Source organism: Thiothrix caldifontis, from assembly GCF_900107695.1.
GTDB classification, from domain to species: domain Bacteria; phylum Pseudomonadota; class Gammaproteobacteria; order Thiotrichales; family Thiotrichaceae; genus Thiothrix; species Thiothrix caldifontis.
In genome coordinates, this window is sequence record NZ_FNQP01000022.1 from 6,092 (window position 1) to 22,447 (window position 16,356).

Consider the following 16,356-nt stretch of genomic DNA (forward strand, 5'->3'; position numbering starts at 1 on the left):
TTCTTACTTTCTAAGCCACCAATACGGCGGTTAATTAATCTCAGCAAATCTCTGAGTAGCCACTTCATTTCTAAGCCACCAATACGGCGGTTAATCCATCATTCCAGTTGTTTGGGTTTTTAATAAATTTCTAAGCCACCAATACGGCGGTTAATCATCCTGCACTACTGGACTCCGGCATTCTTCTTTTCTAAGCCACCAATACGGCGGTTAATAGTGCCAAAAACGCGGCAAGCCCCAGTATATCAGTAACTTGCCGTGTTTTGGATGGCGTACCCTTCGTTTTTCGGTTGTTAAAAGACGACCACATTAAATCAATGGGTTAGCACCACACCGAAAAAACGAAGGGTGCGCGTTTACCAAAAAGGCACGGTAGCCTGACCCGGCGTTTTTTCGTCTGCGCCAATCGCCAGCCCATAATGGGAAAACTGACCAGAGCAAGCCGCATCCACCGTTGCCGTATTCACCAGTAAAGAGAATGTTTGGCGGGTGCTGTGGCTTTGCAACTTGATATAAACCGCGTCACGTTTGGCTTGGGCAGCCCGTTCTTGCAAGCGTTTACGCCGCGCCAGCAATTCGCTGATCGACAACACCACGCCCTTTTTTTCCAGATGTTGCAGCAAGCGGGACTCACTCCGCAAAATCCACGCATCGCTGAACTTCTCCGACTGGCGACTGCGCGTATAACAACGGTAAGCGCACCCCGTCGGCACAGGCAACACCGCACTGGTGACGATACCCGCACTTTCCACAAGCTGGCGGATACCCGCATTCGCCGCCACCGCCTGCAAGGTTTCTGCATCACTGTGCAAGCGCAACACATTGCCGGGGTGTTTCGCCCCCGCACGCGGCAACGAAATGCCAAGGTGCTGGATATTCGCCCCCGCCAATACCCCATGCAAACGCTGCCACAACCGCCCCAACAAATGGCTAATCTCGCCACTTTCGACCGCAGGCAACGCCACCGTGTATTCCAAATAATGGCTAGTCATGGCTTACTTCTCTTTCTTGCCGCCGCTGTACACCCCACCACGAATCAAGCACGCCATCAGGTAATGCGCCTCAGCGGGTAACATCCCCTGTGCCGCCGTGACACGCTCAGTCCACAGCTCCAAATCCTTCAAGTAGCTGTACAAATCGCTCTTACTGTTCGGCAAACGCACCGCTTCTGCCCGTTGCGCCACTACGCCGTAAGGCTCGACCGCAATCTTGCCGTAATCCGCTGCACGGCTGTGCCAATCATCAATCGTGCGCAAGGCATTACCGATTTTCTGGCTGTGCATAGCCGCCTGACGCACATCACCCGCCACTTTCACCGATGCCAGCGTTTTATCTTTCTTACCCTCCACAAACTCCTGTGACGGGTACACCTCCTGCCCAAAGCCCAACACGCCCGCCGCTGTCACCTGCAAACGCAACACCCCGCCATTGCCGGACAATGCCGCCGCCAAGGTATCACGCAACGCCACATACCCTTCCACCGCGCTATAGTCGTGTTCCAGCTCATGCGCCACCGCAAACACCAGCGTTTTTCCTGCATAGCTCAACGTCACCTGCTTATCGGTCGCATAACGGTTCCGCCACAACCAACGCCCATTGATCAGGTTCTGCAAATAACGCCCCGCCAACTCGGTATAACCGCCCTTTTCCCGATACGCCAGCGCAAATTGTTCCAATGCCTTGGCGTATTCCGTGTCATTACACGCCCCCGGAGCCAGCGAATGCGCCGCAAACGTCACGCTAAAACGCAAACAAAACGTATCCACCGCATCCGGCAAGTAACACACATCAATGCGCTGAATATTCGCATTCGCCGGATCAAGCTGCTTGGCAAGATCGCTTTCACTTTGCTGCTTATCGCCTTTGTACACATTGCCGTAGTTCGCAATCGTGCCGCGTACCGTCTGCTGATGCACCGTGATCGGCTTTTCCTGCTCACCATCGCGATAAAAAAACACCCCGTTGGAAGGAATAATGCTGCGGGTATAATTCAACATCGACGGTAAAGTTAATTTTGCTGCTGCCATGATTATGCCTCTGCCTGTAAAGTCGTTACAAAATACGTTTGTTGCTGCGCGTCATGCCGATGCACCCAAAACACGCTATCCAATGAAAAATCCGCTTGCCACAACCAATGACTGGCGTAGACCAACTCCCCCAATCCCGTCAGCGGCTCGGCGTAGATATGCCGCGCATTTTTGCGCACACCCTGGCGGGGTTGCGGGGCTTCGATGGCTTGGTAGCCGACCGCGAGGGGGACTAACCAGCGTTTTTGCTCACGAATCCACGCATCACGCCGCCAACGACCATCCTCTTGCTTCATACGCCGTTGGGTGTCCAGCAAAGCATCCAGCACATCCTGCCCTTCGGCTTGTCGCTCACGCAGCAAGTCATCACGCGGCACAACCCAGAAACCTTTATCGTGCTGTTGCAGACGCTTCAAAGCCGCAACCAAACGTGAATGATCTTCAGCCGTTTCTACCACCATCAGACGCAAGGCTTTCAAATCGTGGCAACTACCACCACAACACGGGTTAGCATGAATCCAGCCATACAAGGCTTGGCGGGTTTCCGGCGTTGCAAACTCATCGCGTACTTTTTCGTACAACGCAGCGTCGTCCAAATCTCCCACCAAACGCAGTACCAACGTCACCCGCATATCGCCTTTGATTTCTTCAATGATCGGCGGGTTAATAAAATCTTTCGCGCCCAACATTGCCGCCGGACATTTCGGATGCCCTTCATGTAGCCGCAAGTCATGCAGCATGACCGCCACACCCTCTACTTGCAGTTTCCAACCCAACGTTTGCAAATGCCGCTCAATGCCATGCCCAAAGCCTGTAAATCCTGTCATCGCCGGAATACCCACCACATACTGGTTACTTTCGGCATTAAAGTCTTTCACCTGCAAACCGGGAATCACCACATAAGCCATTGTTTCCATCACTGTACTCATGCCTAAAACTCCCGAATCAAGGTGGCTAAACTGTCACGCAAGGCTTGATCATCCCCAATGGATAATATCCGTGACTGCTTGTCCCATTTCTGTTGTTCTGTTTGGTATTGATAGTGATGCTGGCAAGCCTTAAACAAACGCAACGCATCCGTCAGCAATATCGCCACTTGATCCGCCCCCAAACGAGCTTGCGGACGTAAACGCGGGTCTAACCACGCTTTTTCCAAGACCGACACCTGTGCAAATTCGGGCTGTAACAACACGCTGTTTTCTTGGGCAGCCAACCATTCCGCTAAATGGGTAGCATCGTGTAGAAGTTGTTCCGCCATGTAATCCACCGCCACCTGATAGGTATTGCGGTTGTACGCATTGCTTTTGCCCCGCCGTTCCCCACCGCTCCAGCCATGCTGCGCAATGGCTTCACCGCTCAAAAACGTATCATCGAACACCAACTGATTCGGCAACGGGAAAACCGTCTGCCGCTGACGTAGCCTTGCCAGCAATACTTGCGCGTGTTCCTCAAATGCCTGTGCTTTTTCCGTATCTGCCGCAAAGGGGCGACGATTCGCAGGCGGCACTTCCGCCAACAAATGGCGATACAAACCGGCAATTTCCGCGTTATACGGCCCTGCATTAATCGGGTTTGCGCCCCCAACTTTTAACGCCCGTGTTTGAAAACGTTCCTGCTGTGGATTTTCTTTCTTCACCCGCTGGAAAAATCGTGTGTGAAATTCGCGGGCTAAACCAAAATGCTGTACCGGGGTAATGACAACATCCTCATCATCCCGTAGCGGGAAAAACACTTGTTTGCTCAAACGATCCAAATAGCCTTTATCCGACTGCTGTAAACGTTGCCGCAACACACCACCCAGTTTCTCTGCATCACCTTCACACAGACCCAAGCTCAATAATGCATCCCAAACCGCACCTTCACGTTGCGCCAACACATCCGCCATGCGTACACGTTGCCCATCCAGCAAAAACTCTGTGCCCAGCAAACGGATTTCCGCCGCCCATGCTGCATTCCCCGCACCCCCGACGGTACGCGTCAACGCCACTGAATGTGATGACATCCACGGCTGAATGTTCTGCCCTGTCTCGCGTGCTACATTTTGTTCAAACACCGCCCCCTGATTCACATTGGCATTGGGATATTTGAGGTTGTGTGTCCCCAATGCACTTTCAGCAACACCCAACAACGACTGCAAACGTTTTTCGTCTTGTAAAGCTTGTTTAGCGGTGGATTCATCAAATAACGCTTTGGGCTTGGTTGCTTTCCAAAACAGCGCGTTCAGCAAAGCCGTTAAGTATTGGCGCAACTCACCGTTGGCTACTTGCAGCAACGGCGAATCGTAACGGGTGAGAAGATCAGGAAGATTTTTCAGATCAATTTTGGCATCATCAAATTGCATACAGCCTATTTCCCCATAAGGATATTAATCTGACAATAAACTATTGTTTAATCAATGCCAACGATGACAAGCTTGTCAAAGGGGTGAAACATAATCAAAACGTATCAGGCCAACGCATCGCACCATGCAAAATGGCAAGAATATCGACTTGATTGGACAGAACTCGATAGACAACGATGAAAGGCGTTCCGGCAACAACCAATTCACGGGTAGTTGCTACGCGCCCTTCACGTCCGAGAAAAGGATGATCGGCTAACTGCCCTGTTCTACGTTCAATGAGATCGCACATAGCAAAAGCAGCAGGTGGATTTTCCATCCCAATGTATTCAAATAGGGCTTCCAAGTCATGGATAGCACCTTGCAACCATACAATTTTCATTAAAAAAACCTTATTTCAGTATTAAGCTATACAGGATGTTATTCTTCGTCTGCCCACAGGTCAACAGGTTTGCTATTATCTATCCGCATCCGCTTTACTAGTGGCTTAGAAATGTATTGCTGAATACAGCAAGTGAAAATTATCCGCCGAATAGGTGGCAGACAGCACATCCCCCGCTGGCATCCATCAGACGGGGGAATCCTTTTCAGTTCAGTTTTCCTTGTAAGCGTTTGCGTAAGTTGGCGAACACTTCGGAATGCTCTACCCCAACCTCTCCTGCATTAGCGCTGGCTAAACGCTTGTTGATCAGTTCCACCTGCCAGTAATGCAACTCAAGGTAACTATCAATTGCTTCATTGATCAGCGTGGAACGGTCACGCTGCATGGCTTGTGACAGTTGATCCAAAGCGACCCGCTTTTCACTTTCAATCCGAAAACCGATGGATTCTTTTGACATGGCATTGATCCTCAATGTTTGACGTTGTATAACGCTATATTACATCACCTAACATTGAGATTGCTACACAATGGCTATTTTACCTTCGCACCGCCAAGGCATTTACCTGTTGGAACAATGCCGCATCATGGTCAAAGATGAAAAGCTCACCTATGTGCGCCAAGAGGGTGCCTACCAAAAATTCTGGAGCATTCCGTATGGCAACACCTCCGTGTTATTGCTGGGAACGGGTACATCCATCACCCAACCCGCCGCCCGTTTGCTGGCAGAAGAAGGCGTAATGTTGGCATTCGTCGGCGGTGGCGGCTCACCCTTGTTTCTCGCTTCGCAAAGCGAATACCGCCCCACCGAATATCTGCAAGCATGGGTAAAATTTTGGTGGGATGAACAAAAACGCCTGCAAGTCGCCAAATATTTCCAGCAACAACGCTGTGAATTCGTGCGCAAAGCATGGAAAAAGGTAGAAAATCTCCCCGTTGACCCTGCCCCGCTGATTGAAACCTACCTGCAACAAATCGTCATCGCCCGCGACAACCAACAACTGATGGGCTACGAGGCTAACTTTTCCAAAAGCCTGTACGCACTACTCGCTCGCCACTTCAAGGTGAAATTTGAACGCAAACCAGGTGCAGGCGACACCCGCGATGCACACAACAGCTATCTGGATCACGGCAATTATTTGGCTTACGGCTTGGCTGCCACCGTTTTGTGGGTATTGGGCATTCCACACGCCATGCCCGTTTCACACGGGATGACCCGCAGAGGTGCATTGGTGTTTGATGTGGCGGATATGATCAAAGATGCCGTGATTTTACCCGTAGCATTTACGGCAGCCTCACAAAAGAAAAGCGATCAGGAAATGCGCAATCAATGCATTGCCTTCCTCGATCAAATGGATAGCCTGCCCTTCATGTTCAATCAAGTGAAAGCCGCCCTGCAACAAGTCAATGCGGAGGCTGCATGATTATCCTGTTTGTCAGCGAATGCGAACACAACGCCTTCAAACTTTCACGGCGCATCCTGAATAAATACGCCACGCAATTGGGGCGACGCACATGGATGGCACGCCTTTCCGAAGAAGGCTTACGCGACATTTACGCCGAACTTAAAAGCAAAGTAACCCGACAAATGTCGGTCAGTTGTCACCGGGTACGCGGTAACAATCGCACCACACTGGAATGGATTATTGGCACACGCAAACACTTCAACAACGAAGGTATGTTCGCCTTCAGTTGGACAAAGCGTGACATGCTGCAAACCGTGATCGAACCGACACCACAGGAACGCGCCGCCCGTTACCTCACCGAACTGGCAGGCTTATTCCACGATTTAGGCAAAGCCAACCGGCTCTTCCAAAACAAACTCAGCAAGAATGCCTCGACAGGTGAACCCTTACGCCACGAATACGTGTCATGGCTGATGCTGGAAAAAATCTTGGGGCAATCGCCAGATGACATGACGTGGATAGAGCGACTGGCGGATTACTCAACACTACACCCACGTTTGGAAGCGGCGTTTGCGGAGGGTTGTTACACCGATGCGGCACAACTCGAACGCCTCTGGCGGGACATTCAAGGCAATAATGACCCGACATTGGACACCAAAGTACACGATTTACCTTTACCCAATATCAACAACACACCATTGCTGCACCATCTGGCATGGTTGATTCTCTCGCACCATCGTTTGCCTCAAGGGGTGATGCGCTTGAATGGCAAACAGATGTTACGCGCTGGCTCACATATCCACCGTCCGTTTACGCACGACGTTTTTCTGGAATGCCTACAACCGATGGCTGACAAAAAAGCACTCTGGTCAGATAACCCGTGGTGGACACAACAAGTTGCTGCTAAAGCCACGCAATTACAGCATCTCATGCGGGCGAATCCCGAACTCAACCTGTCAGCACCCGATTGGATTCCCTTCATCGCCCACTATTGCCGCACCATGCTGATGTTGGGCGATCACTTTGTTTCCAACCAGAACACTCAGCAGTGCTTTACTGGAGACAAAAAAGCCGCGAAGCCGTTATATTTTGCCAATACCAACCGCGCTAAAGGCTGTATGGCAGCAACACTCAATGAGCATTTACGCGGTGTCGGCAAGGAAAGCGGCAGTCTGTTCCGTTTGGGTTTGCGCTTACTGGATAATCTTCCCGGCATCACGCCCGAAGCCCTGCCAGACGGTTTACGGCAGATTCACAAGCAACTCGATTCACCGTTTTACTGGCAGGATGATGCGTGCCAAAAAATCAAGGAGCGCGTCAAAGACGGCATCCAGGACAGCGGCTTTTTCGGCATTGTGTTAGCTCGCACCGGCGCAGGTAAAACCCGTGCCTGTGCGCGGCTGATGGCGCAACTTTCCCCACGAGTCCGTTACAACCTCGCACTGGGATTACGCACCCTGACCTTGCAATCCGGCACAGCTTACCGCGAAGAATTGGGACTGGACGATAAACAAGTCAGCACATTAGTCGGCTCAGAACTCGCTCGCCGCTTACACGAAATCAACCTTGAAGCATCCGGCAGTGAAAGCGCGACTTCGGATAATCTCGACGATCACGCCATTGACGGCATGGAAGACGTGGATCTGGACTTGCCGCCACAATTGCAAACCCTGTTGGCAACCGAACCCAAAAAACGCCTGTTGTTAACCGCGCCGATTCTGGTTTCTACCGTAGATTATTTAGTCGCCGCTGCAAACCCCAACCGCAGCCGCCATTTATATGCCAGTTTGCGCCTGATGACCTCTGACTTGGTGCTGGATGAAGTCGATGCCTACAGCGAAGAAGACCTGATCGTACTGGGCAAATTGGTGTATTTGTGCGGCTTGTTTGGGCGCAAAGTCTTGCTCGCTTCGGCAACCATCCCCCCTGCCCTTGCCGAACAGTTTTTTGCCGCTTACGAAAAGGGTTACACGCAATATTGCGCCCGCAAACAGCAAGAGCCGCGTTTATTCGCAGGTTGGTTTGCCGATCAAGCCAGCCTCAGCCGCGTGGAAAAATGCAGTAGCGAAGAAGCTTTTAACCGCACCCACGGCAACATTACCCAGCAATTGGTCGGGCAGTTGCAAGGCGAAACCGCCAAACGCCAAGCTGCGTTGCTGGAACTTCCCACCACGAAACCCGCCACAATGTATATTCACTCACACAAAACGGTCGATCTCAGCCCCGTCTTTGCAGCGGTATTAGCGCAGTGCCACACCTTCCACCAACAACACGCCATGATTGATCCACAAACGTGCAAACGGGTATCCATCGGTTTGGTGCGTTGGAGCAATACCGAACCGTGCTGGCGTTTCGCCGAATACTTGTTGCGACACGAACCCACACCTGACCAGCCGGATCACCGTGTATTGTGCTACCACGCCAAATTACTGCCCGTCGTGCGGTTTGAAGTCGAAAAACAGTTGGACGTGATGCTCAAGCGCAAGGATGAAGCCGAATTCCTGCAACATCCATTGGTGCGCCAAGCCTTGGATAGCAGCCCCGCGCAAACCATTATGCTAGTGGTTTCTGCCACCCCGATTGAAGAAATCGGGCGAGATCACGATTTCGATTGGGCAATCATCGAGCCATCATCAACCCGCGCCATTATTCAAACCGCCGGACGGGTACGCCGTCACCGCCCCACGACAGCGAATACCCAAAACATTGCCCTGCTATCCACCACCATCCGGGGCTACAAAGGCAACGACAAAGCGTTCTGCTACCCTGGTGTAGAAACCGACGGTTACACCCTCAAGCAACACCAAACCCAAGCGGTATATGACCTCGCCCTACTCACGCAAAATATTGATGCACGTTCCCTGTTAAGCCAAGAACAGGCACAAACCGCCGCCATTACCACGCTGGAACACCGCAAACTCCGCGATTGGTTAAGCGGCACAGCCAACCGCAATCCTATTTCACACATTGGTTTGCAGCACTTTATTCAATCCCCCTCAATGGCATTGAGCGATTATCACGCCAAACACAACCGCTTCCGCCGCGCTCACAGCAATCTGTTATTCTGGCTAGACGCGGAAAATCAATGGTATTGCCGCGAAGAAATCAAACACACTTTCGAGACAGTGGAGATCAAGCCTCCGAAACCCGAAGACATTTCTACCACGCGCTATTTATGCGACTGGAATGTTGAAGCGCTATACGATGACTTGAAAGCCAAACTCTTCGCCGACAAGGAAGAAACGCTGATTCGACAACAACTGATGAGTATTGAAAGTGCCTGTTACAGTGAAACCGACAAGAATCACACCCTGCGTTACCACCCTCTACTCGGCGTATATCGCCTGCGTTAGTGCCGATCACCATTTTTCCGTAACAGTTCCAGAAAGCCTATGGTAGACTTTCGCCATTCTTTAACCTGATCACTTATACCTGATGAAACACTTTCTGAACAAAACGTGGCGATGGCGTTCCTGCTGATACCCTGCTGGAAGTGTTTCATTACCCGTTTTATTTGGAAGTTCTTATGAATCAGGACATCTTTGATACCTATATTGCCCAAGGCTACAACCGCGTTCCTGTCCGCCGTACCATACTGGCTGACCTTGATACCCCGTTAAGTGCCTACCTCAAACTCGCTGACGCGCCCTATTCCTACCTGTTCGAGTCCGTGCAGGGCGGGGAAAAATGGGGACGTTATTCCATGCTTGGCCTGCCAGCACAAACCATCATCAAGGTGTTTGGCTTGCGGGTGGAAGTGCATCGCGCCCATCAACCCCTAGAAACCTTCGACGTAGCTGATCCGTTGGCGTGGATTACCACATTCCAGCAGCAATACAACGTACCCGATATTGACGGCTTGCCGCGCTTCAACGGCGGACTGGTCGGCTATTTCGGCTACGAAACCATCCGCTACATCGAGAAAAAACTCGCCAACGGGCGCGACAAACCCGACCCGCTTGGTACGCCGGACATTGTGCTAATGGTGTCGGATGAAGTCGTGGTCTTCGACAATTTGCGCGGCGAATTGCACTTAATCGTTTTGGCGGAAGCCAACGGTTACACGCAAGCCCAGCAACGCCTCGACGCTCTCGAACGCCAATTGCAGGAAGCCCGCCGCCTCTACCAACCCGCCCCCAAAGCAACACAGGTAGACGAAAGCGACTTCATTTCCGGCTTCACCGAGGACGGTTTCAAGCAAGCGGTGCTGGATGCGAAAGAATACATCAAAGCGGGCGATATTATGCAAGTGGTGCTGTCGCAACGTATGAGCATTCCGTTTGCCGCCCCGCCACTGGATTTGTATCGTGCCTTGCGCCGCCTCAATCCGTCGCCGTACATGTACTTCCTGAATCTGGGTGATTTCCACATCGTTGGTTCCTCGCCGGAAATTCTGGTGCGCCTCGAAGATGACGTAATTACCGTGCGCCCGATTGCCGGAACGCGCCGCCGTGGTGACACCGAACAACGCGATCAGGAACTCGAAACCGAATTGCTCAACGACCCCAAAGAACTCGCCGAACACCTGATGCTGATCGACCTTGGGCGCAACGATGCCGGGCGCGTCAGCGAAATCGGCTCGGTCAAACTCACCGACAAAATGATCGTGGAACGCTATTCGCACGTCATGCACATCGTTTCCAACGTCACCGGCAAATTGCTGCCGGGGCTGGATGCGATGGATGTATTACGCGCCACCTTCCCCGCCGGAACCGTCAGTGGTGCGCCGAAAATCCGCGCGATGGAAATCATCGACGAACTCGAACCCGTCAAACGCGGCGTGTACTCGGGCGCGGTCGGCTATCTGGCGTGGAATGGCAATATGGATACTGCGATTGCGATTCGTACCGCCGTCATCAAGGATGACGTGCTGCACATCCAAGCGGGCGCGGGTGTGGTTTACGACTCCGTACCGCAATCGGAATGGGATGAAACCATGAACAAAGGTCGTGCGGTATTCCGTGCTGCCAGTGCTGCATTATCCGGCTTGAACGGCAAACACAAATAAGGAGGGTGAACATGAAATTGCTAATGGTCGACAACTACGATTCGTTCACCTACAACCTCGTGCAATACTTCGGCGAACTGGGTGCGGATGTGCAGGTAGTGCGCAACGACGAAATCCCCGTCGAAGCGATTGACGACATTGCACCGGACAAAATCGTACTATCACCAGGGCCTTGCACCCCGACAGAAGCGGGTATTTCCATCCCTACCCTGCTGCGGTTTGCGGGCAAAATCCCGATTTTGGGCGTATGCCTTGGGCATCAATCCATCGGGCAAGCGTTCGGCGGCAAGATCATCCGCGCCAAAGAAATCATGCACGGCAAAATTTCCTTGGTGCATCACAAAGGTGTCGGCGTATTCACCGGCTTGCCCAGCCCGTTTGAAGCCACCCGCTACCACTCGCTGGTGATCGAGCAAGAAAGTATTCCCGACTGTCTGGAAATTACCGCCTGGACAGAAACCGCCGATGGCAAGCTGGATGAAATCATGGGTGTGCGCCACAAAACGCTGCCAGTGGAGGGCGTGCAATTCCACCCCGAATCCATCCTCACCCAATACGGGCACGACATGTTGCGGAATTTCTTGGATGGCAAGTAAAAATATCATGACTGCTGAACCCGCCACTCTCCTGCGTCGCCTCGGCGCAATCCTCTACGACACCGTACTCGCTGGTTTCAGCGTGGTAATTGCTGCCGCGATTCCCGCTTACGCTTTCACCGCATTGACTGGCGCAAAAGTACCGGATGCCATCATGGTCTTGGTCTACGTCGCCATGACCTACGGCTTTTTCGGTTGGTTTTGGACGCATGGCGGGCAAACACTGGGAATGCGAGCGTGGAAACTGCGCGTTGTCACCCCCGATGGACAAGCGATCAATTGGCAGCAAGCCCGTTCCCGGTGCCTGTGGGCATTGCTCAGTTGGGCAACGCTGGGGGCTGGCTTTTTGATTGCCTTATTTGACCCCGAACACCTAACCTGGCATGACCGTTTCTCACACACACGTTTGGTGCGTATCCACAAAAAGTAATCACGCCGCAGGTTTGGGAATCACAAATCCCAAATTGTGTACCGAAAACGCCCCTAGCTTGCGATCACTGAAAAAACATTCCAAGGTCTTGCGCACCGACGGAAACGCCAACTCGCCCCACGGGATTTCATGCTCGTGGAACAAGCGCGTTTCCAGACTTTCCACCCCCGGCGAAAAGTCGTCTGACACCAATTCGCAGCGGTACAACATGTACACCTGATTGATGTGCGGAATGCTAATCACCGTATACAGCCGCAAATCCCGCAAGCTGGCATTGGCTTCTTCACGCGCTTCGCGGGCAGCGGCTTGGTCGGTGGTTTCGCCGTTTTCCATGAAGCCCGCAGGCAATGTCCACAAGCCGTAACGCGGTGCAATCGCCCGCCGACACAGCAACACCTGTTCGCCCCACACCGGCAACGCCCCGGCCACAATCTTGGGGTTTTGGTAATGAATCACCCCACAGGCATCGCATACAAAACGCAGGCGATCGTCGTGTTCAGGGATTTTTAAACTCACGGTTGCGCCGCAATCGCTGCAATAATTCATGTTTTCTCCCAAAATAATGCTATCCTAGCCTGCTTCATTTTCTGCTGTACTGTTTATACCATGAAACCCGTCCTCGCACTGATTGGTCGCCCTAATGTAGGCAAATCCACCCTATTCAACCGCCTGACCCGTTCGCGTGACGCGCTCGTTGCCGATTTCCCCGGCTTGACCCGTGACCGCAAATACGGCACTGGCGAACTCAACGGACGCAGCTACATGCTGATCGACACGGGCGGTTTGAGCGGTGAAGAAGTCGGTATCGACGAACACATGGCGAAACAAACCCGTGCCGCGATGCAAGAAGCCGATGCGATCTTATTCATCGTCGATGGCAAGCAAGGGCTGACCGCCGCTGACCAACAGATTGCGCAAGACATCCGCGTGATGGGCAAGCCGGTTTACCTGCTCGTCAATAAAATCGACGGGGTGGATGCGGATCAAGCCTCCTCCGAATTTTACTCGCTCGGCTTTACCGAGGTGTTCCAGATTGCAGCGGTGCAAGGACGCGGCGTGACCGTGCTGATGACGGCGGTACTCGACAGCCTCGGCGCGGATTTCGATGTCGAGGAAGAAGAGGAAGACGACGGCAGCATCCGCATCGCCTTCGTGGGTCGCCCAAATGTCGGCAAATCGACCCTGATCAATCGCATTATGGGTGAAGAGCGCGTGATTGCGTTCGACCAACCGGGCACGACCCGTGACAGTATTTTTATCCCGTTTGAACGCAATGGGCAAGCATACACCCTGATCGACACCGCTGGGGTACGTCGCCGCAGCCGCGTGGATGAAACCATCGAAAAGTTCAGCATTATCAAAACGCTGGATGCGATTCAACGTTGCCACGTCGTCATTATGCTGGTGGACGCGCACGACAGCATTACCGACCAAGATGCGCACTTGCTGGGGTTGATTTTGGATGCGGGCAAAGCCTTGGTGCTGGCTGTGAACAAATGGGATGGCATGGAATCCGACGAGCGCGAATGGATCAAGCAACAGCTTGAAGTCAAACTGCCGTTCCTCGATTTCGCCGAAAAGTACTTCATCTCCGCACTGCACGGCTCTAACGTCGGCTTGCTGTATACGGCAGTGAAACGCGCTTACGATTCCGCCATGCTCAAAGTGCCAACGCCACGTTTGACCCGTATTCTGGAAATGGCAGTGCAACAGCATCAGCCGCCGTTGACCCGTGGGCAACGCATCAAACTGCGCTACGCTCACCAAGGCGGCAGCAACCCGTTCCGCGTCATTATTCATGGCAACCGTACCGATTACGTGCCGGATATGTATACACGCTACCTGACCAACTATTTCCACAAAACGCTGAAATTAGTTGGCAGTCAGGTGCGAATTGAATACAAAGGCGGCGAAAATCCGTATGAAGGCAAGCGCAATACGCTGACACCGCGTCAGGAACACACCAAGAAGCGGCTGGCAGCGCGGATTCATAAGATTAAGAAGAGCGAGAAGAAAAAGAAGTAAGCCCCCCTTCCCCAGCCCTTCCCCCGCAAGGGGGGCAGGGAGGAAGAGTTAGTCGAGTAGCAGTTTCAGTGAGACTAATAGCGACACAGTTACTAGGACAGGGCGGATCAGGCGTGTACCGTGCTTGACCGCCATGTGCGAACCGATGTAACTGCCGATCACCTGCCCTATTCCCATCACCAACCCTGCCAACCACACGATATGCCCTGAGAGCGCGAAAAACAGCAGCGAGGCAATATTGCTGGTGAAATTCAGCAGTTTGGTATTGCCAGTAGCTTTTGGCACACCATACCCCAGCAGCGCCACGTAGCCCATCATGAAAAATGTCCCTGTACCGGGGCCAAAAAAACCATCGTAAAAACCTGCCCCAAAGCCGACAGTCAGCGCAAACACAGGGGGTGAAATTACCTGATGCTTATCCGCATCACTGATTTTCGGTGAGAATAAGAAGTACAGCGCGAATGCTATCAGCAAGACCGGAATCGCTTTTTCCAACAGACTGGCATCAAGCTGCTGCACCAGCAATGTGCCGCACACCGAGCCAAGAAACGTCAGCGCAATTGCCAGCTTTTGCCCTTTCACATCAACTAGCCCGTGGCGGGTGTAATTGATAGCAGCCGTGGATGAACCGAAACTTGCCTGCAATTTATTGGTTGCCAGCGTTTCCAGTGGGGTAAAACCTGCCCATAATAACGCAGGAATGCAGATCAAACCGCCGCCACCGCCAATGGAATCCACCCATCCGGCAATGATAGCGATGACGAACAGGGCTAAGAGTAATTCCATTGTGAACCTTGACGCTGGTATTAAAGAAAGCAGTTATCTTGCAGTGCAGTATAATTGATGGATTGCTATAATCACACATCGCCCTCAGCACACGGATGTCCCCATGCTACTCACCCCCGAAAAGCCTTACGTGGGCAAATACGCCTTCGACCACCTCGGTTTTCGCCCCTTCTTTCTCGCTGCCGGATTGTTTGCTGTTATTGGCATGATCCTATGGGCAGGTATCTACGGTTTCGGGTGGACAGGTTTACCACCCACTTACCCTGCCATCACTTGGCACGCGCATGAAATGGTATTTGGCTACGCCGTTGCCGTCGCCACTGGTTTCTTGCTCACAGCCGTAAAAAATTGGACGAATCAACAAACCCTGAACCAAACCCCGTTGCTGGTATTAGCCGGTGTGTGGCTCTTGGCACGCCTATTACCCTTTGCCGGTGTACCGTTAAGCGTTATTGCCATCATCGACACGCTGTTTTTACTGTGGCTGACGCTGGCGCTTGCCCGCCCGATTATTCGTACTAAGCAATGGAAACAGGCTGCACTGGTAGGCAAAATTGCCTTGCTGATTCCGGCGAACATTGTGTTTTATCTGGGCTTACTCGGTTATTGGGCGCAAGGCACTCAGGTCGGTTTGTATGCCGGTTTCTACCTGATTTTGGCGCTGATATTCACAATGGGGCGGCGCGTGATTCCGTTTTTTATTGAACGCGGCGTGGGTTGCCCGTTTACTGCCAACAACGATGTCTGGCTGGATCGTTTCAGTTTGGTGTTATTTGTATTGTTTGTAGGGGCGGATGTGTGGGCATTAGCCACGGGCAATCCCTTGGCGGGGCTGCTCAGCGGTATGTTTGCTTTGGTACAAGTGCTGTTACACGCTTTCCGTTTACACGGCTGGTATCACCCTGCTATTTGGGAAAAACCGCTGTTGTGGTCACTTTACTTGGCGTATGGCTGGCTTATCTTTGGTTTCCTGCTGAAATTCCTTAATCTTGCGGCAGGCATTGCGCCTGTGTGGATTCACGCATTCGCCTATGGCGGGATTGCCATGATGACCTGCGGCATGATGACACGGGTAGCATTGGGGCATACTGGGCGCAATGTGGCGGAACCTCCGGCGATTCTAGTCATCATTTTCTTGCTGTTGTTTGCGGGTGCATTCGTGCGCGTGGTGAATGCCGCACTTGTACCAGAGTTCTACGCGATGTGGATTCTAAGCGCACAATTGCTATGGATAACCGCTTTTGCGCTGTTTGTGTGGCAGTATGCGCCCATGTTGCTGAAACCGCGTATTGACGGGCGTTACGGCTAACTTTCACACTGCTTGCACAATCTGGGCGTAGAATCCGTCCTCATTGGGACAA

General features: G+C 52.4%; 15 protein-coding genes. 7 read left to right on the forward strand and 8 right to left on the reverse strand.

Translation table 11 applies throughout. The features are described from left to right. Positions 1-356 precede the first annotated feature (356 nt). The 6 genes from cas6f to BLV87_RS14920 form a co-directional block, all read right to left on the reverse strand. On the reverse strand, positions 357-992 hold the full coding sequence (gene cas6f / locus BLV87_RS14895; protein WP_093069953.1) for a type I-F CRISPR-associated endoribonuclease Cas6/Csy4: 636 nt from the start codon (positions 990-992) through the stop codon (positions 357-359). A gap of 3 nt (positions 993-995) precedes the next feature. Next, entirely contained in the window at positions 996-2,027 is a 1,032-nt protein-coding gene (gene csy3, locus BLV87_RS14900; RefSeq protein WP_093069954.1) for a type I-F CRISPR-associated protein Csy3, read from the reverse strand. 2 nt (positions 2,028-2,029) lie between these two features. Next, positions 2,030-2,956 (reverse strand): type I-F CRISPR-associated protein Csy2, encoded by a 927-nt coding sequence (locus tag BLV87_RS14905; RefSeq protein ID WP_093069956.1) that lies wholly within the window; start codon positions 2,954-2,956, stop codon positions 2,030-2,032. Between the two features lie 2 nt (positions 2,957-2,958). Continuing rightward, on the reverse strand, positions 2,959-4,368 hold the full coding sequence (locus BLV87_RS14910; RefSeq protein WP_093069958.1) for a type I-F CRISPR-associated protein Csy1: 1,410 nt from the start codon (positions 4,366-4,368) through the stop codon (positions 2,959-2,961). A gap of 94 nt (positions 4,369-4,462) precedes the next feature. Continuing rightward, positions 4,463-4,747 (reverse strand): type II toxin-antitoxin system RelE/ParE family toxin, encoded by a 285-nt coding sequence (locus BLV87_RS14915; RefSeq protein ID WP_093069959.1) that lies wholly within the window; start codon positions 4,745-4,747, stop codon positions 4,463-4,465. A 205-nt stretch (positions 4,748-4,952) separates the two neighbouring features. Next, positions 4,953-5,204, reverse strand: coding sequence for a CopG family ribbon-helix-helix protein (locus tag BLV87_RS14920; RefSeq protein ID WP_093069962.1), 252 nt, complete (start codon positions 5,202-5,204; stop codon positions 4,953-4,955). Positions 5,205-5,274: 70 nt separating this feature from the next. Between BLV87_RS14920 and cas1f the strand changes: the two genes are divergently transcribed. From cas1f to BLV87_RS14945, 5 genes are all read left to right on the forward strand, one after another. Continuing rightward, on the forward strand, positions 5,275-6,168 hold the full coding sequence (gene cas1f, locus BLV87_RS14925) for a type I-F CRISPR-associated endonuclease Cas1f (RefSeq protein ID WP_093069963.1): 894 nt from the start codon (positions 5,275-5,277) through the stop codon (positions 6,166-6,168). Further along, positions 6,165-9,503: a type I-F CRISPR-associated helicase Cas3f gene (cas3f, locus tag BLV87_RS14930; protein WP_093069965.1), complete on the forward strand. Its 3,339-nt coding sequence runs from the start codon at positions 6,165-6,167 to the stop codon at positions 9,501-9,503. Before cas1f ends, cas3f begins: the two co-directional genes overlap by 4 nt. Before the next feature lie 173 nt (positions 9,504-9,676). Continuing rightward, positions 9,677-11,158 (forward strand): anthranilate synthase component I, encoded by a 1,482-nt coding sequence (gene trpE / locus BLV87_RS14935; protein ID WP_093069967.1) that lies wholly within the window; start codon positions 9,677-9,679, stop codon positions 11,156-11,158. A gap of 11 nt (positions 11,159-11,169) precedes the next feature. Further along, the gene (locus BLV87_RS14940; RefSeq protein ID WP_175517959.1) at positions 11,170-11,754 is read left to right on the forward strand and encodes an anthranilate synthase component II; all 585 of its coding nucleotides are present in this window, start codon (positions 11,170-11,172) and stop codon (positions 11,752-11,754) included. Further along, positions 11,744-12,184, forward strand: coding sequence for an RDD family protein (locus tag BLV87_RS14945; protein WP_175517960.1), 441 nt, complete (start codon positions 11,744-11,746; stop codon positions 12,182-12,184). The genes BLV87_RS14940 and BLV87_RS14945 overlap by 11 nt, the downstream gene beginning before the upstream one ends. Here BLV87_RS14945 and BLV87_RS14950 read toward each other — a convergent pair whose 3' ends face one another. Beyond that, positions 12,185-12,730 (reverse strand): NUDIX hydrolase, encoded by a 546-nt coding sequence (locus BLV87_RS14950; protein ID WP_093069969.1) that lies wholly within the window; start codon positions 12,728-12,730, stop codon positions 12,185-12,187. Between the two features lie 60 nt (positions 12,731-12,790). On the opposite strand from BLV87_RS14950, the gene der reads away from it, so the two are divergent. Then, positions 12,791-14,209 (forward strand): ribosome biogenesis GTPase Der, encoded by a 1,419-nt coding sequence (der, locus tag BLV87_RS14955; protein ID WP_093069970.1) that lies wholly within the window; start codon positions 12,791-12,793, stop codon positions 14,207-14,209. Positions 14,210-14,257: 48 nt separating this feature from the next. On the opposite strand, the gene BLV87_RS14960 is transcribed toward der, so the two are convergent. Beyond that, a complete protein-coding gene (locus tag BLV87_RS14960) occupies positions 14,258-14,995 on the reverse strand; it encodes a TSUP family transporter (protein ID WP_093069972.1) in 738 nt (245 codons plus the stop codon). A 103-nt stretch (positions 14,996-15,098) separates the two neighbouring features. Between BLV87_RS14960 and BLV87_RS14965 the strand changes: the two genes are divergently transcribed. Next, positions 15,099-16,304 carry an NnrS family protein gene (locus tag BLV87_RS14965; protein ID WP_093069974.1) on the forward strand — a complete coding sequence of 402 codons (1,206 nt, stop codon included), beginning with the start codon at positions 15,099-15,101 and terminating at the stop codon, positions 16,302-16,304. The last annotated feature ends 52 nt before the right edge of the window (positions 16,305-16,356 follow it).